Source organism: Thalassobacterium sedimentorum (assembly GCF_031127905.1).
Taxonomy (GTDB): domain Bacteria; phylum Verrucomicrobiota; class Verrucomicrobiia; order Opitutales; family Coraliomargaritaceae; genus Thalassobacterium; species Thalassobacterium sedimentorum.
In genome coordinates, this window is the sequence record NZ_JARXIC010000003.1 from 72,711 (window position 1) to 97,574 (window position 24,864).

Consider the following 24,864-nt stretch of genomic DNA (forward strand, 5'->3'; position numbering starts at 1 on the left):
TACAACTCAGCAATCAGGCACCAAGGGCAGCACCGCTGCAGCAAACTCCAAATCGGCCTCCGTCTTGATGACATGAGCCGCCAAGCGACTAATAGGAAAGAAGCCAACGCCACCAGAATAAGTCGCACACTGTCCCGCTTTAAATGCCTTCAAATATGCGTCTCGACGCCAAGCAGTTATGCTCCAACTCACCCGTTGCACAGGATCCAAGTCCTGTGAATTTGTTTTTTCATCAAAAGTAAAATTCACAGGCCTCCCCTGATAAGCACACTCAATTTGTACCTCCTCACTACTCATCAGACAATCCAACTCTGGCGAATTCTCCATCTGAGCTACAAAGCGTTTGACATCCTCCACCGTCAGCAAGGGTGCAATACTGTGCACTTGAAAGAGTGCTTCGCACCGATGCTGTTCGAGAAACTCTGCAACAAACTCCTCACTCGTCGCTCGATCATTGGCGAGCTCTGCAGGCCGATGATGAAAAAATACCCCCTCCGCCTCAGCAATGTCGGCAAAATCCAGATGTTCAGAATTGAGCCATATTTCATCAAAACAGCCCGCTGCTTGGCATTTACGGATCGCTCTCACCACGAGAGGTATGCCTCCCAGTTCACGCAAATTCTTTTTCGCTAATCGTTGACTGCCCATTCGGGCGGGAATCATTGCTATATTCATATCAATTAAAGTGAAAAAGGTATTTTCGAATTACTAGCCATCACTGTTAGTTGCCAGGAATCTTTAATCTCTGAGATCGTAAAATCGCCCCCCGCGGCCTCAACAAGAGCAAGACCTGCTGCCACATCCCAAAGCCATATATCTTCTTCGAAATAAGCATCGACCCGACCCGAAGCAACATATGCATGCGATAATGCCGCGGATCCAATCATTCGTATTTTCTTAAATTGCTGCACCCGCTCAACAAAGCTCAGCAATGAAGCATGACTAAAATCTCTCCCACTCGGAAACCCCGTAGCTAAGGCTGCATGATGTAATTCCTTCGTATTAGAAACAAAGATGGGCTTCCCATTACACGCGGCCCCTTGCCCCACAATCCCTGAATACATCATATCCGAGGCAAAGTCATAAATCACTCCCAACAACGGCTTATTCACCCCCCAAAGAGCGATCGACACGCAACATGCGGGGAAACCTCGCGTGAAATTAAAAGTCCCATCTAAAGGATCTATAATCCACATGGGCTCAAGCTCGTTCATAATCAGGCTAGGACGTAGCGACCGCTGAGCCTCCCGAGAGAGCTTCGCGGATGAAAAACCGCTTTCCTCAGCCAAAATGCTATAACCACTCGGCCTCAACTTTTCCAAAATATGCTGTTCAGCCGCCTGATCCGCCTCGGTCTTGATATCTCTCCCAGCCATCGACTGAACCCCCGCATCCGTGGCATACGCATCATGCAAGAGAGTTCCGGCTTCCTTCGCCGCCCGCTCTGCCAGTCGCAAAAGCTCACGACTCACCTCATTTGATAGCTTTACACTCATTTTCAATTAAAGCCCACACTGACGCATATTCTGGTAGTTGCGGCAATTCCACTCCGCAACGCCCATAAATTTGTCCAACCACACATGTAGCAGCACCTGATGCGCACACTCCACAATCCCGTAGGTTTTGGCAGGAATATATAAATTAATATCGCCCAAGCTTCGCGAGGCATTGTCAGCCCGAAGCCCCGAAAATGTGACCACGTCCATACCTTTGGCACGCGCAGTTTCAATCGTCTTTATAATATTAGGCGAATCTCCTGAACTACTGATCGTAATCAACAGATCACCACTATTCGCATACCAACTCAGAGGTGCACAAAAGGTCTCCTGGTAACCGAGATCATTCCCCATAGCCGTCAACAATGCCGAATTAGCAAAAGCATGAGAAGGCACGCCCCCGTTCTTGGTCCAATCTAGTGCCATATGCTCTGCAAAAGCCGCACTAGCACCGTTACCGACTAAATACTGCTTAAAACCACCCTCACGTATTTTAGCCGAAACCTCACAAAGACGGTCAAAACCAACATCCTGATCCATCCAGTCACCACCACGGTTGGTAATTTCCAAGCTCTTAAGTGCGGTATCGTGCGCACTCAGGTAATTTTTATAGTAGGTCATGAAATGTATGCAGTCTGCATCTATGATAGCGTCTCAATCATTAAACATATTCAACTGCGCAATACAGCATCCTTTCAATCTAAAAGCGCTCGATTAATTTTCACAACGGCCTTATAAACAGACGGGGCCACTCCATCACTCAGCTGCGGTCGATGCCCATCTTCAGGAAAGAAAATCGCAAAATAACCAGCACGAAGATGCACACGTGTGCTGAGACGACGCGTCGGAGTCTTATAATACTGAAAATCAGTTGCTTCCTGATATGATCCGTCTTGCAGCAGCTCAGACTTCAGCATCCAATCTACATACTCTCCGCCTTGAATTATATATTGCACGTCAATCATGTCTCGATGCCCCTCGAAGCGGCAATCCGACTCTATCAAGGTGTCATAGGTATGCACATTGATGAACATATCTTTCCCTCGAAGCTCTTGAACGCCCAAGGGACTTCCTGCATCCAATTGCCGTAGGGCATTCAAAGCTTCTTCCCAAATCGGATGCCCCAATAAAGGTAGATAGGTGGATGGGGTATCTAATTTCCCGTAAAGCATGGTGTATTAATCAAATAATCTATCTACTACAAATGACCAGGTCGCATTTATAGTTCATGCTGAGTTTGATTCGTGAATTCATCAAACTCAACGATCTGAGCAGGCAGCGAAGGAAACGCCTTCATAGCATTGAATGCGTGGGCAACTGGAGTCAACAACCTCCAGCGTGAAACCTCACCTTTCCCTTTCAATATCTCGACTCCATATTCAGCCACTACTTTCGGCGAAATATGATCCAAACAACGACGTGATTCAAACTCACAATTCCAATTACAACCATAGCAATCCAGAGGCTTTAAGAGCAAATACTGATTCACGGCTCCAGGCCATGGAAAGAAGCGCGGGAAGGTCCCCCCTCCCATGATAATGAGCACTCGTTGCGCTCGCAAAGAAGCTAAATGTGTCAGTCCAGTATCGTTCGCAATGATCAACGAAGAACCAGCCATCTGTTTTTCTGCCTCCAGTAAGGTCAGTTTCCCCACAAAGTTCTCACAATTTGGAGCTACCTCTAGAATCCTACGGGCAATGGCCTCCTCACTCGGGCCGCCAAATACAGAAAGCCGATAGCCCCGATTGGTCAAAATTTGAACAAGTTCTATCCATGCAGCAGTCGACCAATTGGTTGAATCCCCTCCGACTATCAACGATATCGAATCTTCTTCAGTTCGACCGACATCCACTCCACGTTCCAATGATAACAGCGGCGCCGCAGTCGCAGCTAGCCCGAGTGCGTGCTGTATAAATCGCTGGTAATAAGACAACTCAGATAGGCTAGCACTTGAATCCTGATATCGCTGCCAACCTATCGATTTATTTACAGCAAAATCATTCGACGCATTAGTCACCATTTCCCAGCAAGAATATTTCTTATCTGCATTCACCGCGTCCATGAGCATCAACGAACTAGCCCGAATATAACGACGCAAACAAATAGCCGTATCGTATTTCCTGTGACGTAAAAATTTTAATACAGCAGAGTCATACTTCGGAACACGTTCCCATTCAAGGCCTAACATTTTTGGGTATTTATAAAAGCCCAAACCGTGCCTAGATACAGTAAGCACTTCCCGAACCCCTGGTATTGACTCAGCAATCTCTCGATTCTGCTCGCAGGTAACTAAATCTAACTTGCCACCATAACACTTCGCCAAATACGCGATAACACCAGAAGCCAGCACCAGGTCGCCAATACCATCATTTTTGATGACTAAACAACTGCCTCTAAAATTATCCATACCGTATTGTGACCACTACTTATTCACAAAGCGCTGCTTAAGTCTTCTTGATCACCATTTCAAAACTGTAGATACCAATCGGGAAGGCTTCATGAATCACTTCAGCATTCTCTAATTTCTCTACAATTTCCCAAAGGTACTTTGGCCCGAAAAATTCGTGAATATGATGTTCGTTTGGCGGCTTCCCCAGCGACATGCAATGCTTACGATATGTTTGTTCATCAGGCAAAAAAAGAACCACACTGCCCCCGGGGCGAACGACTCGTAACCACTCTTTAAGCACACTTTCAGTATCCTCAAAGTCTTCCAGCACATGCGATGAATAAACATAATCCAAGACATCATCACGAAACCAATGCAAATCCCTCGCATCTCCGTGCAAATGCTGGGGGTGTGACTGATAAGCAGCGTATTTTTTAGGTAGATCCATACAAATTGCGGATTCACTAATTGGGTCACCTCCATAGCCAAGATCCAATCCATCGCCCACACAATACTGTAGCAACTGCTCACGCACCTTACTGGTTTCTGAAATTCGAGTCGCCCCTGTTATCCCGAGGATACGCTTGAACCTTCTTAATATTTTTTTGAGGAGTAACATTACAAATTACGATGGTTTAGTTAATTCAATCATTAGGACGGCCGGCGCTCCCGGAAAACCATGCCCATAAGGCTCCTGAAAATTCGCTGGATCAATGATCTTTTTCCAGCCATTCTCATCGCCGGCATAGACAACGCAATGACAATCAAGACCTAATGATCGCGCGTGTGATTTCACTGCTTGCGCGGATGCCCAATCAAAAGACTGAAATGCGGGTAGCTTGGTAACTCGGTGCAAATTAACTGCACGCAATCCAAAAGGCACGCTAATCAAACTCTTTCCCTCTGGTAGCAATAATTCACTAATTTTCTCGATGGAAGTTAACAAAGGCTCGTCAGAAGGAACATCGTACAGAGCAGCTTCCTTTGAACCATACTGAGAGTTATCATACCCAATGTGCTCAATAGTCGACAAACAGGTAATTAATTTAAAACGCTCTCCAGCTGGAAATGCATCGATCAATTTACTAATATGATAATAAGTTGGCCGATCCAAAACGAGAGATTCCACCGCAGGATTACAGAACCAAAGAGACTCGACATGTGTATTTAAATACAAAGACACCGCAGGATTATTCAGCACACAGCCGATATCCAGAATAGTCTCGCAAGCACCACTTCTCTCATACCAATCAATAAAATATGGATACTCGACGATACGCTCACCGCAACGACGCCCATCGAATCCCTGCAAAACTTCATCTAGTGTCACTCCGTTAGCTAGCGCTTGCAGCATCTGTTGAATTTGTCGGGTTTGCCGGGTCAAAAACTCTTCATTAATAATCCACCCTAGATAGTCGTCTCGATGTTTTCCTGGGACATACTTTTTTACAAAGCAGTCTTTGGATTTGCGGATCACTTTTAGAAATGTTGCTTTTAAAGTCATAGATATTTGCTTAATTCCTGATAAACATAACCAGTCCCCAGCTAAAAGTACAAACCAAGTAAATCACTGAAATAATACCTTCTCGTAATAGTCGTACCTGCTTAATTCCAAGAAAATCACTCGCCTGGCGAATAGCGACCAATCTAAAAACAAAAGGATAGGGAGCTACAATACCAAGAACGATACCGAAATTGCCATATTTCGGCATCAGATAAGAAACCAGAAAAATTCCCAGTAATCCCACAAGTAATCGCTCCCAATACTGAATGACAACATTGCCTAACATTAGCACATGCTGAGCTAAGGAAAAATACTTAGCATAACAGCCAAAACAGCAATATAAGGCTGTCGTATAGAAATCCGGCAGTAATAGGTTAGCCCCGATGAACTGAAGCAACCATGGAGCAACAAAAACAATCCCAAACATGCCAACAACAAAAAGGGACAAAGAAGCACGAAAACGAAGCAGGATTTCATCCCGAACCGCAGCAATCTGCCCGCGTGCAATCTCCCGGGAGAACCTAGGTGCGACGCTTGAAAAAGGAGCATGGGAAAACAGATTTACCGCCGACCAAATACGTATCAACAAAAAGTAGCTACCGACCTCCGCCGCTGTGCCAGTGAACGAAAAAATGACTCCAATACCTTGCACAAAGCCAACGGCCGCAAAAGCCACTAAACCCTGCCGCCACATCGGCCCCCAAGCAGCCACGAATATTTCCCGGTCAAATAATAATTGGGGGAACTTTTGTATCGCTCCATCTTCAGCACGAAATGCCAAATAGCGCATTCGTAGAACATTACACATAATGACCATTTGCATCACCAGTGTGGTCCAAAAGATGCCACCACCTAGGACCAGTGAAATCACTCCCACTGCAACTGAGATCAAAGACATAATGGTTTGCCATCGATTCTCTAGAGCTACCTTGTTCATTCCCCTCAAGGCAGTTTCGTAATTTCCAAGAGATGTAGAAATAAAACCAGTGACCAAAATAATAATAAATGCACCAATCACTGCCTCTGGATGTGAAACACCATCCAAAAGGTTGCCTAAAGCATAATACCCCATCGCTCCGGCAAGTAATAAATTAGTAAAAGCAGTGCCAACTTGGAGCCATCTAAGAGTGCCATATGCCCGTGCGAAAGCACCCCAGTTGGGCCCGTCGGAATAATCCCTTACTGTCACAGCATTTTTGACCCCCAAGTCCTCAGCACCTCCCATGGCAAAGGATAACATATTGGAAAATATACTTCCCAATTGCTGACTCACAATCACTCCAAAAAAGGACAAATTTGCAAACAACAGCCACGAAATGGTTTCATGCTCAGGCATGCGAGTCAGAATTAATGGTGTCACCGCAAGCATCCGAAGCGAACTAACAAGCAGAGATACCCAGCTAGTAAATGTCGGGGAATGCCAAAGCACATGACACATGTGCTTGAAACTATAGCAGCGTTGGCGCAGAAGACTCAAAATGATAACCTGTATTGATAGCGGATCCCGCAAAGAATCAGGGCACCCACACATCGTCTATTTTTCAGCATACGAATCGTCAAGTTATTGAATGCCCTTGTTTTGGAAATCATCTTCAAAACTTGCCTTACTGACTACTATCTAAACTATGGACACGGCCAAACTGAAACCAATGAAGCCCTCGCATATTAGACACAAACTGCCCCAGTATTTTCGTAAAATCGCTGGATTTATAGCCAATACTGGTATTCCGATATCACCGAACTTCAAGCACCTCAAAGCACTTGATAGTAAACACCTCGGGCAAAAAGCTGTAATAATAGGAATGGGACCAAGCTTACAACTCACTGATGTAGAAATACTAAAAGATGTCACCACCTTCGCCTGCAATAAGATCTATCTCTGTTTCCCAGAAACAAACTGGCGCCCCGATTATTACTCGGTGAATGACGTCCACGTCGCCCGCAATAATCAGGAGGAAATTCTAAACGCTGATTTTGGCAAGAACTGCCAAACACTACACTCCTGCATTGTCGCGAATGAACTCGGTTCACACCAAAACCCGATTATTTACCACTATTTCCGAAACTTCAAACATCTGCAGGCGCAACCCAAGCCCGGATTTACAAAATCATTACAAATGGGCATTCGCTCCGGCGGCTGCTCGATCTGCATTGATCAAATACAACTCGCGTATCTCATGGGCTTCAGTGAAGTGTATTTGATCGGCATAGATTTTAGTTTTGACGTCAAGCCGCAAACAATCACCGAGGAATCTGAATCCGGCAAGGTGCTCAAATCAGCAGGCGAACAAAACCACTTTCACAAGAACTACCGAAAGCCAGGAGAAAAATGGACGGTTCCAAAACTCGAAGAACAAAGGCAAGCATTTGCCCAATGTCGCACCATATTTGAAGCTTCTGGACGCAAACTGCTCAATGCCTCCAGACACACCAAACTCGACGTATTAGAACAAGTCGAGTTCGACCAAATATTTAAATGAACTCAATCGAGACAGCGCGCAGTTTAAGCATTATCATCAACAATTATAATTATGCGGAATACATCGCTGCGTGCATACAAAGTGCGCTCAATCAAAGTCAACCAGCACACGAGATCATTGTTGTCGACGATGGTTCAACCGACGAATCGCTCGACATCATTAAAAAGTTTGCACCTCAGGTACGCCTGATTTCTCAGACGAATCAAGGCCAGGCAGCCGCCATGAACAGCGGATTCGCGGCCAGCAGCGGAGAACTCATCGTGTTCTTAGATGCAGACGACTGCTTACATGAAGAAGCTGTTGAGCACATCACACACACATGGAAAAATGGAACCGCGAAACTACAGTATCCACTGCAAATAATAAACCGGGCAGGCATTACGCTCGGGCAAATGCCCCCCGATCCAAAGATACTTCCCAGAGGGGAGTTACTGACGACACTACTTGAAAACGGCACTTATAACTGGATGCCAACCTCTGGAAACGCCTTCGCCCGCGAGACCTTAAGTAAAATAATGCCCATCCCAGCAGAACAGTTCCGAATATCGGCCGACCTATACCTATCGATTTGTTCCGTTCGTTATGGCTTAGTTCAAGCAGCAGCCAAAGCCCTCGGGAAATATCGCTTGCATGGAGAAAATGCCTTTGCCAGCAATCACATGCTAGCACCTGATGAAAAAACATATGCTTCAAGAATAGTCAGCCATATCAATCGGCATTTACTGCTAAAAGAGGAAGCCGCAAAGTCGAACTATGCCTTACCCACCGATGCCAGATGCTATTATACCACATTTTATGCGTGGATCGACATCACACTTTCTCTACGATTATTCGGTGAAGAATCCATAATACCTTACCGTAAAGAAGAGATCGCCACAGGTGTTCGCGAGCGAACTAAACGACAATTCTCAAAGCCTCATCAAAAGTGGAAATCTCTAATAATACGATTCGTATTCTGCTACTTGCTTCATTGTCCACATATTTTGCTCAAGCCAAGCCTCGCGGTAGGGAGGAAGCTGGAACCGATACTGTTTGCCCAGATACAAAAAACGATATCAAGCTAGAAGCATAGCATAATGCTCAGCAACCTTTTGAATATTAAATTCAGCCGATCGACCGCGCAGTCGATCGGCATCCATTGGTTCGCGAACGGCGAGTAGAATAGCATCAGCCAATTTCGCTGCGTCTGCACACGGCACCAAGCGCCCATAGCTCCCATGGTCCAAAAGCTCCGCAGGGCCAGAGGGGCAATCTGTCGAAACAATTTGCAGCCCCATAGACATCGCTTCCAGCAACACAAAAGGAAAGCCCTCCCAGTCGGACGACATGACATAGCAGTCCGCCCATTTGAACCATGCAAGGGGCTGATCCTTGAAACCTGGAAGCGAAACTCGGTCCGTGAGATTCAACTGCTGGATCAAGCCCTCTAATTCTGGACGATCTTCCCCTTCGCCCAATATTACAAGTCGTATATTCTCCGACAAATTAGACATGGCTCGAACTAACAACTGAAAATTCTTCTGCCGCGTCAAACGTCCCGCAGCAATTATTACTGGCCCTACAGATTGCTGAAAGTATGGATGCTCAGGTCGCTCCAAAGCCTGCTTAGTCAGTGAAAGATCGACTGGATTATAAATCACCTCAGTCTTCTCGCGGGCTAAATTTAATTCATCTACTAGGTAGTCTTGGATCATTTTGGAGACGACAACCACCCGATCTGCCCGTCGAAGCATCCAACCAATCACCAACTTTCTAAACGGATTAAGCAAAGAAGGCGTATGTGCATATTTAGCCCCCATATGATTATGAACAGTCGCGATGATACGTGTATGGATACGTCCAAACAAACGCGCGAGTATCCCAACCGCGTTAGCGGCATTCAGCACGCACAATAAATTATCAGCAGGCTGCTCTTTCAGATATCGAATGAGACGCCAGACTTGAATCCACGGCAAGCGACTGTTCAAAGAATGGATTCTCACATTTGGATGCAGTGCACTCAACAACACACCTGTTCGGCGAAAAAGGATCAAGCGCACATCACAGCCCTCGCTAGCCCAATAATTAGCCAGGAGAAGAACTGCTCGTTCCGAACCTCCGCCATCCATCGTCGGAACCATCAGTGTTATGACTTTCATTGATGTATTCATTTAATGCTTAAGAAAGCGTTGATACAAATCCTCCGTCTGTCGAGCGACGGCATCGGGTGAGTAATACGCTTCTACTCTAGCTTGAGCAGCTTGCGCCATACACTCGCTCTCAGATCGATTGATAAATGCGTTTACCAGCAAATCTGCTAACGACGAAACATCTTCCGCCTCAAATAGCCGCCCAGTTTCACGGTCGATGACCAGATCTGGAAGTCCTCCGACACGCGAGGCAATCACGGGCGTAGCGACGGACATAGCTTCAACGACCACCAAGCCCTGTGCCTCTCGCCAACTAGGCACTACCAAGACATCGGCAGCTGCCATCCAAGAAGCAATTTCTTCACCGGGACGCCAACCGACGAAATGCACCGACGATTCAATTTTTAAATCACGCGCAAGCGTCTCCATCTCCTCGCGCAACACGCCATCTCCAACAAATAGACACTGCAGGTCCTCGACCTGTTCGTTCATCTTTGAGAATGCCCGCAAGAGGTCTAAGACTCCCTTCTCCTCAATAAAGCGCCCAACAAACAGGACCTTCGGCCCCTGTCCGTATTTAGCTCCAATGCGCTCAACGATCTCAGTTTGCACCACACCTACATTCGCCACAGCAGGAATCAAATGAACTTTCTCTGCGGCAGCCCCCAAAGCAACGACTGCCGCTTGAGTGGCTGAGCTGTTCACTGTAATTGCATCGGCGTCCCGAATCACAGAGCGCTTTAAACGCCCCATGCCCCCTGTCTGCTTCAGTCCGAAGACATCGTTGCCATGACTTGTTGTTACATGCGGGATCCCCAACAAACGAGCGACCCAGCACGCGCTTAAGCCCTGCGGCAAGAGCGAGTGCGAATGCAGCAAGTCTGGCTTCGCACGCAGACAAATCAACAAGAGCGCGAGCAGCTGGGCTATATACATCAATGGCAATAGCAACTTCGTCCAGGGGCGCGCTTGTAAATTAATCAACATCCCTCCCTCATAGCAGAGCTTTTCCAGTGCAAAGGGAAATGCATACGGATACCGACGTACCTGAACTCCAGCGACTGTTTCACGAAAGGCCGCGCCCGAGCTGTGCGGCGCAAGTACAGTCACCTCCCAGCCCTCACGCGCCATCAGCTCGCATTGGTTCTGAACAAATGGTGGCGTCGAATCCTCACTCCAACGTGGAAACACAGAGGTCACAACTAGCACTCTTCCCTTATTCCCCATAACCGCCCATAGACTCAAGTGCTGGGTTCAATAGATAAACGTAGCATAACGGCACCCCTTGTCGTTCGACAATATGCAGTAATTTCCCCTCAGGATAACTCACGTGTAAATTAAACCGAGTAATTGAAACAAAGAAATCCGCCCCTTCACGCGGCTTCCACATTTCAAAATGTTCTGGATCGAGCGCCTCTTCTAACATCCAACGCGAGTAGCGTTGATGCACCTTAAAGGTTCGCTCACCAGCAGGCTCGATCTGCTCAACATACTGATTCAACCATTCGCCCGCCTCCTTATGCGTCAGTCCCCAATAGTCTGTTTCATCACGCCCAGATGCGCCCGAAAGACCTCCAGAGACGGAATTAAAATAAACATACTGATAGGGGTGTAACGCCCACATATCCACGGCAACAAGCCCCACCGCAAGCAAGGCAGCACTTTGCAGGACAAACCCCAAGGAACGACTCCACTTTCTTTCACAACACCTCAAGCACCACTCAAATGTCAATGCAGCCACCGCCACCAAAGGCGGCATAACAAAGATTACATGTCGCATACCATCGTACAACACTGGATCCTTCCAGATAATATACAGCAGCGGGAAAACGCCACTAAAGAGCAAGATCGCGCCACTAAAGAAAATAGTAGAATACGGGAAACACTGGCGCCGAATCCACACGTATACATGACTCAAGCCGAGCACGATCCCCCCAAGCATCAAAAGCAACAAATGTTCCGGCGTAGTACGAATGATCCAATATGGCAGATAATAAAACGGCAAATCTGTCGCTTGCCAGAAATGCCCATCCATTAAGACAACCCCATCCCAACCATAATTTTGCACTTTTTCAACCGAACCACTCGCCGCATCAACTGGATTACTGTGTAAGCTCGGCCAGAAAACATAAAGTATCGCAAAGCCAACTAAACCTGCAACAAGGCCTCGCACTGCCCAGTAAAATAGATCGCCTGCAAGGGACGCCCAATCACGTTTCCGCCTCAGGTACTCCAGCAGAAGATAAAGCCCCACAAAACCACCGAAATAAACTAGAATAAGAAATCCAGCAATTCGGCAGGACATGGCCATTCCAGCCGCGGCCCCGATCCAGATCACCCATTTCCACTGTGGCCGAGGCAAGCGCGAAAAAAGCGCCACCAGCGCCCACACACCAAAGGCATAAGTGCCCGCCAGTGGTATGTCTTTCGGATTAAAAAACATGTGTCCATAATAACGGGGCAGCGTTGCCAAAAACAGCAGTGCCCAAAAGCCTGCTCGCTCGCCGCCCATTCGCGCAGTCAATCGCCAAACGGATAAGAATCCAAGCAAGCCAAAGCATAGGCTCCAAATGTGGCCTTTTTGACTGCGAGTGCCCCAGTCAGGAAACTGCTGATGCGCCCAAGCCAGTGGTAGGTCAAAAAAGCTAGGATACGAACTCTGACGCACCCCTGGGTCTTTGCCAGCAAACAGATCATTGTAATAACTTAAAGCCGAGTCTCCCCCTCCAAAGCGAAAGCCTTCGTCCCAAGTCAAGCCGTAGTCCCGAACAGTGAAAATTCCGATTAATATCAACACTGCAAAAAGCACCATGGAAGCTTTGCGCCAATGCGAGTGATTTACATTTTCATAGAGTGCATCTGACATATGATCGGCTTCGAATAATGAAAAACAGAAAATTGCGTGAACAGCTGGAGATTACGACAATAATCAATCTGCTTATAAGTTTGATACTAAATAAACTGCGGAATGTATGCGTACACACGCAATCCTAGCCCACATTACTAACGCAACTGACGCAAGGCTTCATAAGTCACGATCCCGACGGATGTCGAGAGGTTCAGCGAGCGCATTTCTGTATTCTTGTGCGGGATCGTTAGCCGCTGGCCCGCCATCTTCGCATGTAACCAATCAGGCGCGCCGTGGCCCTCATTGCCAAAAACCAGCCCATCGCCGTCGGCGAATTCGACATCCCAATACGCGTGATCTGCCTTAGTCGTCAGCAGCCAAAGGCGTTTGGGCGCCTCGGGACTGGCTTCGAACGCCTCCCAGTTTTCATGATGATGGACATCCAGCGACTTCCAATAGTCCATCCCACTACGCTTCAGGTGCTTATCCGTAATAGTAAAGCCGAGTGGATGGATCAAATGCAGCCGACTTTCTGTGATTGCACAGAGGCGACCGATGTTTCCGGTGTTTTGTGGAATCTCTGGATTAAAGAGGACGATATGCAGCATTACTTAACTGAAATACCGATCCCAGTTCAAAGCAATGACTGATGCCCAACAAATGAAACAATTCAGCAGACTCAGCAAAACGGCCGCGCTGCCCATGTCTTTAGCCCGCTTGGCCAGTGGACGATTGCGCAAAGAGATGTCGTCCACCACGGCTTCGACTGCGGAATTCAGCAACTCAATGATCAGAACCAGAAGCACGCTGGCGACTAAGATCAGCTGCTGCATCAGCGGCACCTGCAACAGGAAAGAAGCTGGAATCAGCACCACGGCGAGAAAGACCTCTTGGCGAAAGGCTGCCTCATGCTTCATCGAGGAAGCCAGGCCCTGCAAAGAATAAGAAAGCGCCTTGAAAACCCGGGTAAAGCCAGAGTTTTTATGGATATTAGGATCGATTGGTTCGCTGTCCATAGTCGGTAAAAACACGGCACGATGTGTCGTTCCTGCAAAAAGTCGATCCAGTCTTTGTGACGATTCGGCGGCAAATCTAACAATCTCACAACGGCTCTCACCGTCGTAGGACTAAGCTAAGCCACGTATCGTAGAACGAAGGCGATCGCCGGTGTCGCGGCATGCTCGATCCAATTCCCACTAAGTTTAAAAGCAATCGACAAGGATAGGCTTGCCCCAGCCTTGCGGGCGGCTTTTCTGTGACGCCATGTCTGTCTGGTTCAATCCATCTCACGCTATCGATCAAATCCTGCGCCAAGTCGCGTCTGAAACCGAGGGTTTCAATGCCGACTTCGAACCGGGCGTGCGCCCTGCCGACCCGAAGTTTGGCGACTATCAGGCCAATGGGGTACTCGGCTTTGCCAAGCGCAACAAAGCCAACCCACGTGAACTGGGACAAAAACTGATCGAAGCCGCCCAGGCCTCGGGTCAATTTGATCCGGAACTGGTCGAACTCTCGCTGGCGGGCCCTGGCTTTATCAATTTCAAACTCAGCCCCAAATTCATCTGGGACTGGCAACTGGCCTTTTCCACCAAGGCCGACTATCAGAGCGGTGCCAAGGAGTTGAAAAACGGACGCAAGGTCATCATCGACTATCCCAGCGCCAACACAGCCAAGCAGGCCCACATCGGCCACCTGCGCCCGATGGTCATCGGCCAGGCCATCAGCCGCCTGCTGGATTTCTGCGGGGCGGATCTAGTTCGCGACAATCACATTGGCGACTGGGGCACCAACTTCGGCACCTTAATCATGAAGATCAAGCGCGACGACATCGACCTCAGTAATCTGGGCGAGAACGCGCTGGTCACGCTGGACCAACTTTACAAAGACGGCTCTGCGCTGGAAACCGAGCAACCCGAGCTACGCGACGTCTCCCGCAATGAGCTGGTGCTACTGCAAAACGGCGACGCCGAGAACACCGCGATCTGGGAGCAGATTGTGGAGATCTCCAAAGTCGCTTTTGACAAGTTGTTCGCGCAAATGGGCGTCGAAGTGGATATCACTCTCGGAGAATCCTTCTACCGCGACAAAGTGGAGCGCATCTACGATGAATTAACCGAAATCGGCCTCGCAGAGGAAAGCGATGGTGCCCTGGTGGTCTGGCACGATGAGGTCAAAAAATTCGCCCGCGACAACGAGCGCCCCTACCCCTTCAACATCCGCAAAAGCGATGGCGCCTCCAACTACGCCTCCACCGACCTCGCCACCGTGCTCTACCGAGTGGAAGAGTTTAAGGCCGAGGAGATTATCTACCTGACCGACGCACGTCAACAAGATCACTTCCAACAACTCTTCCTGACCACCGAGAAGTGGTTCAAGGCCAAGGGCTATCCGCTGCCGGAAATGAGTCACGTATTCTGGGGCACCATTCTGGGAGCCGACAAAAAGCCCTTCAAAACCAAGTCCGGCGAGTCCATCAAACTACAAGAACTTTTGGACGAAGCACGCAGCCGCGCCTACGACGTGGTCAGCGAGAAGAATCCCGACCTGCCCGAAGATGAGCGCCGCGTGATCGCGGAATCCGTCGGAGTGGGCGCGATGAAATACGCCGACCTCTCCAGCAACCGCACCCAAGACTACGTCTTTAGTTGGGACCGCCTGCTCAGTTTTGAGGGCAACACCGCGCCCTACCTACTCTACGCAGTGGCACGCATCAACAGCATCTTCCGCAAGGTCGGCGTCGATCCAGAAGCCACAATCGAAGGTGCCAGCCAACTGGAAACCGAAGCCGAAATGGGCCTTGCCCGCAAGCTGATGGGCTTTGTCACCGCGCTGGAATTAACCATCAACGACCTGCGCCCGCACTTCCTCTGCACCTATTTGTATGAGCTGACCAGTGCCTACAGCACCTTCTACAACGCCGACAAGGTCATGGTCGACGATGCAGCCGTCAAGGCCCGCCGCCTGATCTTGTGCGCGCGCACCCGCACCGTGCTCAAGACTGGCCTAGAACTGCTCGGCATTCAGCCATTGGAACGGATGTAAGCAGCCAACTCAAACCGCTGGCTGATGTTGGCTCATACAGTGGAGCGCACCGCCTTCTTTGATGATGTCGGTGCAATCCACACCTACGACCTCGCGTCCGGGGAAACAGTCGCCGATAATCTCGATCGCTTCAGCGTCGTTTTTCGGCTGATTATAAGTAGGCACCAGGACGGCTCCATTGAGCACGACGAAATTTAAATAGCTAGCAGCGAGCGGCTCGCCCTCGTGCGTAATCGGCTCCGGCAGCGGAAGTTGCACCGAAGCAAAGGGCGCGCCGGCAGGTGTACGAAATTGCTGCAAGCGCTCAATATTCTCGGTGAGTGCAGGGTAATTGGCATCTTCTGGGTCTGCGACTTCAGCAATGAGAATACCATCGGCCTTAAAGAAACGAGCCAGATTATCAATATGACCGTCAGTATCGTCCCCCACCAAGCCGTCGTGCAGCCAAAGCACCTCATTAGCGCCGAGGCCGGAGGTGAGCTGACGTTCGACATGAGCCGCGGTGGTATCGCCGTTGCGACTAGGATTGAGCACCACCACTTCGGTGGTTAAGATGTGGCCTGCGCCATTACTCTCCACCGCGCCGCCTTCGAGCACTTGATCAAAAGCAAAACGACGAATACCAAGCTGATCGGCGATCCAAGCCGACGCGCGATCGTCTTTCTGCTGATCAGGAAACTTATTGCCCCAGGCATTGTAGCGCCAATCAGCGATGCACAGTTCACGCTGTGCGTCATTGATAAGAAAAAGCGGGCCAAAATCACGGATCCACACGTCATCACTTTGATAATCAAACAGTTCGACAGAGCTGTCATCGCCCTGCGATGCCATCAGAGCACGCAGCGTTTCTTGTTCCTCCAAGGCACAAAGGACGCGGACAGGTTGGTAACGAGCGGCGAGCACGTAGAGTGCGGCAAGTTGCTCGCGGACGCGATCAAAGCAGTCAGGCCAGAGGCTACGGCGAACTGGCCACGCGAACCAGATCGCGGCTTGCGGCTCCCATTCGGCGGGAAAACGATAACCAAGTTCTTTAGGAGTTTTAAGGCGAGACATGAGGAGATAGGATGAGCGTCGAACATCGAACGCTCAACTTTGAATTTAAAATGAATGAAAGGACGCGGGATGCGATGACTGACTTGAACGCTGCCAATACAGAGATTCGCGATCCCGAGACATTCGGTAGAACCTTCACTCAGAACGCTACGCGTCAATCATCCGCTGAGTGACATCAGCGTAGGTATCGATACGACGATCGCGGAAGAAGGGCCAGATGCGACGCATGTCTTCGAGCGCCTTCAGATCGCAGTCGGCCAGTAGAATGTACTCCTCAGCGATCGGGGCGCGTTCGACAATTTGGCCGTAGAAGTCAGAGACAAAACTTTGCCCCCAAAACTCGGTATTCCCTTCGGTGCCAGTGCGGTTGATCGCAGCCACATAGCAAGCATTGGCGACCGCATGCCCGCGCTGAACAGTCTCCCACGCGGTGTGCTGCGCTTCGCCCAATTCCGCTTTCTCTTCGGGCAACCAACCGATTGCGGTGGGATAGAAAATAATCTCCGCACCAGCGAGCGCCGCAAGACGAGCCGCTTCGGGATACCACTGGTCCCAACAAATCAAAACAGAGATCTTACCAAACTTAGTGTCCCACACCTTGTAGCCCAGATCGCCGGGTGTGAAGTAAAACTTCTCCTCAAAACCGGGATCTTGCGGAATGTGCATCTTACGGTATTTACCAAGATAGCGGCCATCGGCATCGATCACGGCGGCGGTGTTGTGATACACGCCCGCCGCGCGACGCTCAAAGAGCGACGCGATGATAACCACGCCTAAGTCTTTAGCGACAGCTTCAAGCGCCTCGGTGGTTGCACCGGGGATGGGCTCGGCTAAATCAAAGAGCTCGGTGTCTTGAGTACGACAGAAATAGGGCGTATTAAACAGCTCCTGCGTGCACACGACCTGCGCCCCAGAGGCGGCTGCCTCACGGATGCGCGCAATCGTGTAGTCGAGGTCCGCAGCGGGGCTGCCCTGCTCGCGTCCTTGAATCAGGGCGATACGAACCTTGCGGTGACTTCTATCGTGGTTGGAATGGTGACTCATACAATGCGCGCTTGAAAACAAAAAGACTTCACTTGCTCGAATCTCATCTGATTGAAAACTTGAGCACGGCGGTCTTCACAAGTGAAGCCCCTACACGGTCTAGAAAACAACTTTATTGAGCGGATACTCAATGATACCCTCGGCACCACGTTTTTTCAACTCGGGGATGATTTCCCGCACAACCTTCTCGTCGATGATGGTATCGATAGCAACCCATGCCTCGTCGGTGAGGCGATTGATGGTCGGATTACGCAACGCAGGCAGATCGGCGAGTACACTATCCAACTTAGCACGCTCGATATTCAGCTTCAGGCCGACCTTGCTGTTGGCTTCGAGGGCCGCCTGCAGCAGCATTGCGATACTCTCGATTTTTTTGCGCTTTTCAGGGTTCTCCCAAGCAGCCTTATTAGCAACCAACACTGTATTTGTATAAAGAAGCGTGTCCACAATACGAAGATTGTTCGCACGGATCGAATTGCCAGTCTCGGTTAAATCAACGATGGCATCAACCAAATCAGGCACCTTCACCTCCGTCGCGCCCCAAGAGAACTCAACTTCGGCATTCACTCCATTGTCCTTAAGATACTGGCGTGTGATATTCACCACCTCGGTGGCGATGCGCTTACCTTCCAAATCTTTAACAGACTGCACTGGCGACGCCGCTGGTACTGCAATAATCCATTTAGAACGCTTATTGGATGCACGGCTATAAACCAGACTGCACACTTCAACCACGTCGGAATCATTTTCCTTCACCCAATCTTGTCCCGTCAAGCCACAGTCGAAATAACCATGCTCGACGTAACGGCTCACTTCTTGGGCACGCACGAAGCGACCGTCCAACTCCTCGTCGTCAATCGACGGACGATAGGAGCGGGAACTCACAGAAATATTGAAACCCGCTTTACCAAATAATTTGATAGTCGAGTCCTGTAGACTGCCTTTAGGCAGACCAAGCATGAGTAATGGCGTATTTTCCATAAGCGCAAAAGCTGAGGCAGGACGATGCAGGCACAAGATTAAATTTTGTAAAAGCGCAGGCTTTTGCGCTTGGAGAATCAAAATAAGTCATTGTAAAAGACATCGTAGTGCCTAGTTTTTACATTTCAAAGATCTCTTTTTTAATCAGATTATGGGCAAGCCAACACCACTCGAAGCTGGAAAAAAAGCACCTAACTTCCAATTTACGGAAGATGGAACCATACGTACACTCGATGAACTGGGCCAGGCCTGCCTGCTATATTTCTACCCCAAAGATGACACTCCAGGCTGCACAAAAGAGGCCTGCGCCATCCGTGATGCATGGAGCGAATTCATCGCAGCGGGCCTGAAAGTCATCGGAGTCAGTAAAGATGACGATGCCGCACACACAAAATTTAAAGACAAATATCAGCTCCCCTTTCCTCTGATTGCAGACACCGACCTTCAACTCTCGCAGGCCTACGGTGTCTATGGAGAGAAAAAGTTCATGGGACGCATTTACGACGGCATCCATCGCATGTCATTTCTGATCGATGCCAATGGAACCATCACTAAAGCTTACCACAAAGTAAAACCGGACGCGCATGCGAGTGAAGTTCTCGCCGACCTCGCAGCCCTCCCAGAATAAGATGAACCAGACACCGAAGCCCCTCATTATCATCGCTGAAGATGATAAAGACCTAGCCACGTTGATCGCGACACAATTGGATGTCGCTGGCATGCAAAATCAGATCTGTCACGAAGCTTGCCATGTAGAGCGCTTCCTGAAGAACAATTTTGCCAATCTCATCCTACTGGATGTCCACCTACCGGACAATACAGGCTTCAATTTGATGCGTAACCTACGCAATTCAGGGAACGAAACCCCCGTCATATTCCTGACAGGTGAGAATGATGAAGTCAAAAAAGTAAAGGCACTCGAAATGGGAGGCGACGATTACATAACTAAACCATTTGGTTTCCCTGAGCTCATCGCCCGCATCAATGCCGTACTTCGCCGAGCAGAAACTGCCAATGACGGTAATATTACTCATAACGCATCCATCACCGACAAACCATTTGAATTCTGCGGAGCCGAAATCAACCCCCAGCGCTTGGAAGTGACCTTTCCAGATGGAGAAACTGAAAGCATCGGCCGAAAGGAATTGGGCATATTTGCATACTTGGCCAGCCATCCAAACGCAGTGCTTACACGCAAGAACTTGATTCACGCGGTCTGGGGCATTCACGCCGACGTCCGCAGCCGCTCGCTCGATCAATATATTGTAAAAATCCGCGAACTGTACAAGCGTCACGAGCTGACACTCGACGCCTTCCGTACCGTTCACGGCGTCGGCTACATCTACGACGTCAAAGTACCCGAATAAGCCCAGTCGAGCCAGCTACGCCAGTAGAACAGCCCCGCCCCACGACGGCAACAACAAGAATAGTAGCCAGGAGCAGTAGCAACGTTGAGCGACAGCGCGACTGGAGTTAGTCGCATACATACGTCAACCAAGCGCGACGATCACCAACAGCAGCAATCTCCATGCATTAAGCAGGCGCACCACGCCGGCGAATTAAGCCGTAGAATAGCGCAGCAATCCCCGCCAGTAAGAGGACAACCGTGATTGGACGTTGAATGAAAATCGCGTAATCGCCTCCAGACAAAATCAATGCTCGGCGTAAGTTCTCTTCTGCCAAAGGGCCAAGGATCAAAGCAAGCAAGAGCGGGGCAACCGGATAACCTCCTCGGCGCAGCGCATATCCTAGAACTCCAAATGCCAGAGCAAGCCACACATCGGCAAGATTATTTCTCAATGCAAAGGCGCCGACCAAAGAGAGGATCAAAATACCCGACTGAAGGAAACGACGATCGATTTGGTTCACTCGTAAAAGAATGCGCACCCCAGACACCGCCACGATGAAGACCAGAATATGAGCAAACAAAACAGTTGCGAAAATTGAATAAGCTAGGCCGGAATGATCTTGAAAGAGCAATGGTCCAGGCTGCACACCGTGCAAAATAAATGCACCGATTAGAACAGCAGTCACCGAATCCCCAGGCAGACCAAGCGCCAGCAGTGGAATCATAGCACCTGCCGTTCCAGCAGTTTTAGCAGCCTCTGGAGCCGCAACCCCCTTGACCTCACCCTCACCAAACTTATCGCCTTTGCCAGCCTGCTGACGAGCGATACTGTAGGCTAAGAAAGCCGCAATATCACTCCCAGCACCAGGTGTCGCCCCCACAAAGGTGCCCAAAAAACTAGATTTTAATATGGTGGGTGTACTACGACGCACATCACTACCACTCGGAAAACGGGCGATCTTCGACTCTGAACTTGCAGTGTTACCACTCTTCAGTCCTCCCATCGAAAGCACTTCCGCGATCGCAAATAAACCAATTAAGGCAGGAATAAACGGCATGCCTTCCATCAAGCTCGCCTGGCCATAAATAAAACGTGGGTATCCCGTCAACGGATCCATACCTACCGTCGAAATGAGCAAGCCGAAAACAGCGACGATCAAGCCCTTCCTGACCGAGCTCTCGGAAATCGCCACGATCATGGACAGCCCAAAAGTCGCCAGAGCGAAATATTCTGGCGGCCCAAAGCGCAGTGCAAAGCGCGAGATTTGAGGCGTGAGCGCAATCAGCAACAAAGTGCCAATGACCCCACCGACCAGCGCGCTCAGCGCAGCCACACTCAAGGCTTTGCCAGCTTCACCGCGCGCAGCCAACACAGCACCATCAAAGATTGTTGCGGCCGACGCGGGTGTTCCGGGCGTGCGAAATAAGATGGCAGGAATAGAGCCCCCATAAACCGCGGCACAATAGACACCAATCAAAAGCGCCAAAGCAGGCATAATTGACAAATCAAATGTAAACGGGATCAGCAATGCCACCCCCATCGTCGCCGAAAGCCCAGGTAATGCCCCAAAAATCATACCAGCCATCACACCTGCGAGCAAAGCCACCCACACTTGAATGCTACTCCCATTAACTAAAACTTCGTTAAATATTTCCATTTTCGTAATGATTGGCTAACCAAGCCATCCTGTTGGAAGAGCGACATTCATGATCAGACTGAAAAGAATGTAGAGAATGAATGCGAGTGAGAGACTAATCGCGGCAGAGCGGACATAGTTATAATAACCAAATATACGCAAAGACGCCATCGAGAGAAGCGCGCTAGAGCTAATAAAACCGAGCCAAGGCAACAGCCAAATGTAGAGAATGAGGATGCCAACCAGTAACCAAGTCGCGCCCGTGTGTTGCTGATCTTCAGCAGAGTCCGAATTGCTATTTTCTTTTTTGCGAGTCGCCAAGAAATCGACCAAAGCCAAACCTCCTAGCAGCAGAGCCAAAATCAAAGGAAGCATCCCTGGCCCAAGACCATCTCCCTTCGCACTCGGAAATTGCAATGAGGTGAACATGGCAAATGCCGCGCAAGAGAGCCATAAAGCTGGCGCCAACAATTTTTGTGACTGAATACAGTTCATTTTTCGTAAATCAGGCCTAGTTTTTTCATAATCGAGGCAATCTGGGCTTTTTCGTTTTTGATCTGTAGAGCAAAATCGCTCCCAGAGGCCAAGGCCATATTCAAGCCCGCAGCATCAGCAAATTCAGCCAGTTCAGTCGAATAGGCGGCTTTAGAAAACACTTCGGCGAGCTTGGCACGGACCTCTGCCGGCGTCTCACGTGGCACTGCCAAACCGCGCCAGGTTCCAAAAATCAATGGGTACCCAAGCTCGGTAAAAGTAGGTGAATCTGGTGAATAAGAAACTCGATCTTCACTCATCACACCTAAGATTTTCACCTGCCCCGCTAAGATCTGTGAACGAAGCTCGCCCGGGCTGACGGTGACCGCATCGATATGTCCTCCAACCAAGGCAGTGACTGCATGTGAAGCGCCTCCGAATGGCACGTGATTGAATTCGAGTGATGCAGCTTCAGCCAATCGAGCGGCAGCCATGTGCCAAACAGTGCCAGGGCCGGAATTACCAACGCTAAGTTTAGAATCACGCTTGGACCACTCCATGAACTCCTCAAAGGTATTGGCAGGACAATCCGCTCGCACAGCCAAGGCGGCAGGATCCATATTCAGACGCAAAATCGGCGCAAATTCGTCTGGCTGAAAAGGCACGAGCCCTTGCAATGGGAGAGAGACCAGCTCAATGGTAATCATCGTAACGGTATGCCCATCAGGCGGTGCCAGCAATCCAGCGACAAAGCCTACCGCACCGCCACCACCTGTCACATTATTGACCGTAATAGTTTGTCCCAAATCAGGCTCCGCAGCACGGGCCAGCCCGCGAGCAAGCATGTCGCTTCCGCCACCAGCGGAATAAGGGCAAATTAATAACACAGAGCGATTAGGAAAAGTCCCCGAACTATCGACGCGCATTAGACGCTGACCTACCAAAGCACACAATAACAGGATGACCGTGCACCACGCGATTTTATCTCGGACATTCATAATCAACAGTTAAAGAAAGCAGAATTCAATTGAGGAACATTAGCGCTGCTCAGCAGCGCATCAAATCGCGCTGTAATAAGCGATTACTAAGCAATGGAGTAACAATTTCATATTTCGTTGAAGCGAATTGAAATACAGGGGATCAGCTCGAATTCAGTGATAAATTAAACTTAAGCACCTTGCGCACCGCGTATGAAAGAAGCAACACTACCATTATGTTATACTAACATGATATCCATGTTTGATACCACAATATAGCCTCCCAGCAGACTCCCCGACAAACAATCACACGGGAACCGACCAGTACGCTCACTCTGAATTTGACAAACACCGCTCAATGTTATGTTAACATAAATGCCTCGTCCCCCACACCCTGCCAGCTTATCCTCCGTCGCTCGCGCAGCAGGCGTCTCATCAATGACCGTGTCGCGAGTCTTCCGGGGTGAGCAAAACGTAGCCGAAAGCACCCGTCGCCAGGTGATCGCCAAAGCTCAAGAGCTAGGTTACCAACCCAACCCTCACATCAGCCGACTAATGGAGGTGGTCCGCAACAACCGCACACAACAACTGCGTGCGGTGCTGGCAGTCATCCGCGACGACGGGAGCAATGACAAACCACAAGGCGCAGTACACAATTATGTATCCATTGAACACATTCGCGCAAAAGCCGAACTTCACGGCTATGGAGCCGAAGAGTTCGTGTTAGGCAGCAACGGCATGACCGCTGAACGACTGGGCGGAATACTAAAAGCACGCGGCGTAGATGGCATTCTAATATCTCCCCAGTCACTCTCGTGCTTTGCCGCAAAGATCGACTACTCATCGTTCAGCTCTATCGTATTTGGCTATGGCTTAATTTCCCCCCAGCTGCACCGTGCCAGCACCAACATGACTCAGGGCATCTTAGAAGCCACAGAAAGGCTCGAAAAACGCGGCTACCAACGCATTGGAATCGCAGTGACCGAATGGGTCAATTCTCGCGCGGACCACACCTATTCCGGTGCAGTATTGCACTACCAACAAGCTCTTCCTCAGCAACGGCGCGTACCGCTATTACTCCTACAAAATAAACTAGCTCAGCAAGACGAAGAAACATTCTGCAATTGGATTCAGCAGCACAAACCAGATGCAATCATTTCATTTCACGCCCCTGTTCCATACTGGCTCCAACATAAGCTCAACCTCCGCATCCCTGAAGACATTGGGGTCGTCGTTCACGATTGGATGCCAGGAATGGAAGCTTATGCCGGCATTGATCACCAGCGTGCACATGTCGCTGCGGCAGCAGTCGATCTAGTCGCCACTAAACTCAAACACAACGAGAGAGGCATCCCCCCAGTCCCCCAGCAAATACTCATCCCACCACGCTTCGTGGATGGACCAAGCATCCGACCATAAGACACTAAGGGCTGCAGATGATACCAATCGAATAGAAACGCGC

The 24,864-nt window shown here is 49.5% G+C and carries 25 protein-coding genes; 6 read left to right on the forward strand and 19 right to left on the reverse strand.

Annotated features, from left to right (window positions below; genetic code table 11):
* Window positions 1–6: 6 nt before the first annotated feature.
* The 8 genes from QEH59_RS02530 to QEH59_RS02565 all read right to left on the reverse strand — a co-directional run bounded on the left by QEH59_RS02530 (window position 7) and on the right by QEH59_RS02565 (window position 6,725).
* Complete coding sequence (locus tag QEH59_RS02530; protein WP_308983790.1) at window positions 7–675, reverse strand: acylneuraminate cytidylyltransferase family protein; 669 nt, start codon at window positions 673–675, stop codon at window positions 7–9.
* 5 nt (window positions 676–680) lie between these two features.
* Window positions 681–1,496, reverse strand: coding sequence for an inositol monophosphatase family protein (locus QEH59_RS02535; protein ID WP_308983791.1), 816 nt, complete (start codon window positions 1,494–1,496; stop codon window positions 681–683).
* A 6-nt stretch (window positions 1,497–1,502) separates the two neighbouring features.
* A complete protein-coding gene (locus QEH59_RS02540) occupies window positions 1,503–2,117 on the reverse strand; it encodes an SIS domain-containing protein (protein WP_308983792.1) in 615 nt (204 codons plus the stop codon).
* A gap of 74 nt (window positions 2,118–2,191) precedes the next feature.
* On the reverse strand, window positions 2,192–2,668 hold the full coding sequence (locus QEH59_RS02545; RefSeq protein WP_308983793.1) for a NanQ anomerase/TabA/YiaL family protein: 477 nt from the start codon (window positions 2,666–2,668) through the stop codon (window positions 2,192–2,194).
* 47 nt (window positions 2,669–2,715) lie between these two features.
* Window positions 2,716–3,903: a glycosyltransferase family 9 protein gene (locus QEH59_RS02550; protein ID WP_308983794.1), complete on the reverse strand. Its 1,188-nt coding sequence runs from the start codon at window positions 3,901–3,903 to the stop codon at window positions 2,716–2,718.
* A gap of 37 nt (window positions 3,904–3,940) precedes the next feature.
* On the reverse strand, window positions 3,941–4,504 hold the full coding sequence (locus QEH59_RS02555; RefSeq protein ID WP_308983795.1) for a methyltransferase domain-containing protein: 564 nt from the start codon (window positions 4,502–4,504) through the stop codon (window positions 3,941–3,943).
* 6 nt (window positions 4,505–4,510) lie between these two features.
* Window positions 4,511–5,389: a hypothetical protein gene (locus tag QEH59_RS02560; RefSeq protein WP_308983796.1), complete on the reverse strand. Its 879-nt coding sequence runs from the start codon at window positions 5,387–5,389 to the stop codon at window positions 4,511–4,513.
* 10 nt (window positions 5,390–5,399) lie between these two features.
* On the reverse strand, window positions 5,400–6,725 hold the full coding sequence (locus tag QEH59_RS02565; protein ID WP_308983797.1) for a polysaccharide biosynthesis protein: 1,326 nt from the start codon (window positions 6,723–6,725) through the stop codon (window positions 5,400–5,402).
* Between the two features lie 289 nt (window positions 6,726–7,014).
* Between QEH59_RS02565 and QEH59_RS02570 the strand changes: the two genes are divergently transcribed.
* Window positions 7,015–7,869, forward strand: coding sequence for a 6-hydroxymethylpterin diphosphokinase MptE-like protein (locus QEH59_RS02570; RefSeq protein ID WP_308983798.1), 855 nt, complete (start codon window positions 7,015–7,017; stop codon window positions 7,867–7,869).
* A complete protein-coding gene (locus QEH59_RS02575) occupies window positions 7,866–8,933 on the forward strand; it encodes a glycosyltransferase family 2 protein (RefSeq protein WP_308983799.1) in 1,068 nt (355 codons plus the stop codon). Before QEH59_RS02570 ends, QEH59_RS02575 begins: the two co-directional genes overlap by 4 nt.
* Here QEH59_RS02575 and QEH59_RS02580 read toward each other — a convergent pair.
* The 5 genes from QEH59_RS02580 to QEH59_RS02600 all read right to left on the reverse strand — a co-directional run bounded on the left by QEH59_RS02580 (window position 8,925) and on the right by QEH59_RS02600 (window position 13,862).
* Window positions 8,925–10,007 (reverse strand): glycosyltransferase, encoded by a 1,083-nt coding sequence (locus tag QEH59_RS02580; protein ID WP_308983800.1) that lies wholly within the window; start codon window positions 10,005–10,007, stop codon window positions 8,925–8,927. The two genes, QEH59_RS02575 and QEH59_RS02580, sit on opposite strands and share 9 nt — an antisense overlap.
* A gap of 12 nt (window positions 10,008–10,019) precedes the next feature.
* Complete coding sequence (locus QEH59_RS02585; protein WP_308983801.1) at window positions 10,020–11,198, reverse strand: glycosyltransferase; 1,179 nt, start codon at window positions 11,196–11,198, stop codon at window positions 10,020–10,022.
* 16 nt (window positions 11,199–11,214) lie between these two features.
* Window positions 11,215–12,864, reverse strand: coding sequence for an ArnT family glycosyltransferase (locus tag QEH59_RS02590; protein ID WP_308983802.1), 1,650 nt, complete (start codon window positions 12,862–12,864; stop codon window positions 11,215–11,217).
* Window positions 12,865–13,001: 137 nt separating this feature from the next.
* Window positions 13,002–13,454 (reverse strand): tRNA (cytidine(34)-2'-O)-methyltransferase, encoded by a 453-nt coding sequence (locus tag QEH59_RS02595; RefSeq protein WP_308983803.1) that lies wholly within the window; start codon window positions 13,452–13,454, stop codon window positions 13,002–13,004.
* Window positions 13,455–13,457: 3 nt separating this feature from the next.
* A complete protein-coding gene (locus QEH59_RS02600; protein WP_308983804.1) occupies window positions 13,458–13,862 on the reverse strand; it encodes a diacylglycerol kinase in 405 nt (134 codons plus the stop codon).
* 247 nt (window positions 13,863–14,109) lie between these two features.
* Here QEH59_RS02600 and argS point away from each other — a divergent pair, with 247 nt between their 5' ends.
* On the forward strand, window positions 14,110–15,888 hold the full coding sequence (gene argS, locus QEH59_RS02605) for an arginine--tRNA ligase (RefSeq protein WP_308983805.1): 1,779 nt from the start codon (window positions 14,110–14,112) through the stop codon (window positions 15,886–15,888).
* Window positions 15,889–15,897: 9 nt separating this feature from the next.
* Here argS and QEH59_RS02610 read toward each other — a convergent pair whose 3' ends face one another.
* The 3 genes from QEH59_RS02610 to hisG form a co-directional block, all read right to left on the reverse strand.
* Window positions 15,898–16,941 carry an agmatine deiminase family protein gene (locus QEH59_RS02610; protein WP_308983806.1) on the reverse strand — a complete coding sequence of 348 codons (1,044 nt, stop codon included), beginning with the start codon at window positions 16,939–16,941 and terminating at the stop codon, window positions 15,898–15,900.
* A 147-nt stretch (window positions 16,942–17,088) separates the two neighbouring features.
* Window positions 17,089–17,985 (reverse strand): carbon-nitrogen hydrolase, encoded by an 897-nt coding sequence (locus QEH59_RS02615; RefSeq protein WP_308983807.1) that lies wholly within the window; start codon window positions 17,983–17,985, stop codon window positions 17,089–17,091.
* Between the two features lie 99 nt (window positions 17,986–18,084).
* Entirely contained in the window at window positions 18,085–18,966 is an 882-nt protein-coding gene (gene hisG / locus QEH59_RS02620) for an ATP phosphoribosyltransferase (RefSeq protein WP_308983808.1), read from the reverse strand.
* A 151-nt stretch (window positions 18,967–19,117) separates the two neighbouring features.
* Between hisG and bcp the strand changes: the two genes are divergently transcribed.
* Both bcp and QEH59_RS02630 read left to right on the forward strand, forming a co-directional pair.
* Window positions 19,118–19,594 carry a thioredoxin-dependent thiol peroxidase gene (gene bcp / locus QEH59_RS02625; RefSeq protein ID WP_308983809.1) on the forward strand — a complete coding sequence of 159 codons (477 nt, stop codon included), beginning with the start codon at window positions 19,118–19,120 and terminating at the stop codon, window positions 19,592–19,594.
* 1 nt (window position 19,595) lies between these two features.
* Entirely contained in the window at window positions 19,596–20,333 is a 738-nt protein-coding gene (locus QEH59_RS02630; RefSeq protein WP_308983810.1) for a response regulator transcription factor, read from the forward strand.
* Window positions 20,334–20,499: 166 nt separating this feature from the next.
* Here the strand turns inward: QEH59_RS02630 and QEH59_RS02635 are convergent, their stop codons facing one another.
* Genes QEH59_RS02635 through QEH59_RS02645 form a run of 3 tightly spaced genes read right to left on the reverse strand, consistent with a single transcriptional unit; the run spans window position 20,500 to window position 23,423 of the window.
* Window positions 20,500–21,972, reverse strand: coding sequence for a tripartite tricarboxylate transporter permease (locus QEH59_RS02635; RefSeq protein ID WP_308983811.1), 1,473 nt, complete (start codon window positions 21,970–21,972; stop codon window positions 20,500–20,502).
* Between the two features lie 15 nt (window positions 21,973–21,987).
* Window positions 21,988–22,446: a tripartite tricarboxylate transporter TctB family protein gene (locus QEH59_RS02640; protein ID WP_308983812.1), complete on the reverse strand. Its 459-nt coding sequence runs from the start codon at window positions 22,444–22,446 to the stop codon at window positions 21,988–21,990.
* Window positions 22,443–23,423 carry a tripartite tricarboxylate transporter substrate binding protein gene (locus QEH59_RS02645; protein ID WP_308983813.1) on the reverse strand — a complete coding sequence of 327 codons (981 nt, stop codon included), beginning with the start codon at window positions 23,421–23,423 and terminating at the stop codon, window positions 22,443–22,445. Before QEH59_RS02645 ends, QEH59_RS02640 begins: the two co-directional genes overlap by 4 nt.
* A gap of 354 nt (window positions 23,424–23,777) precedes the next feature.
* Between QEH59_RS02645 and QEH59_RS02650 the strand changes: the two genes are divergently transcribed.
* Window positions 23,778–24,821 carry a LacI family DNA-binding transcriptional regulator gene (locus QEH59_RS02650; protein ID WP_308983814.1) on the forward strand — a complete coding sequence of 348 codons (1,044 nt, stop codon included), beginning with the start codon at window positions 23,778–23,780 and terminating at the stop codon, window positions 24,819–24,821.
* The last annotated feature ends 43 nt before the right edge of the window (window positions 24,822–24,864 follow it).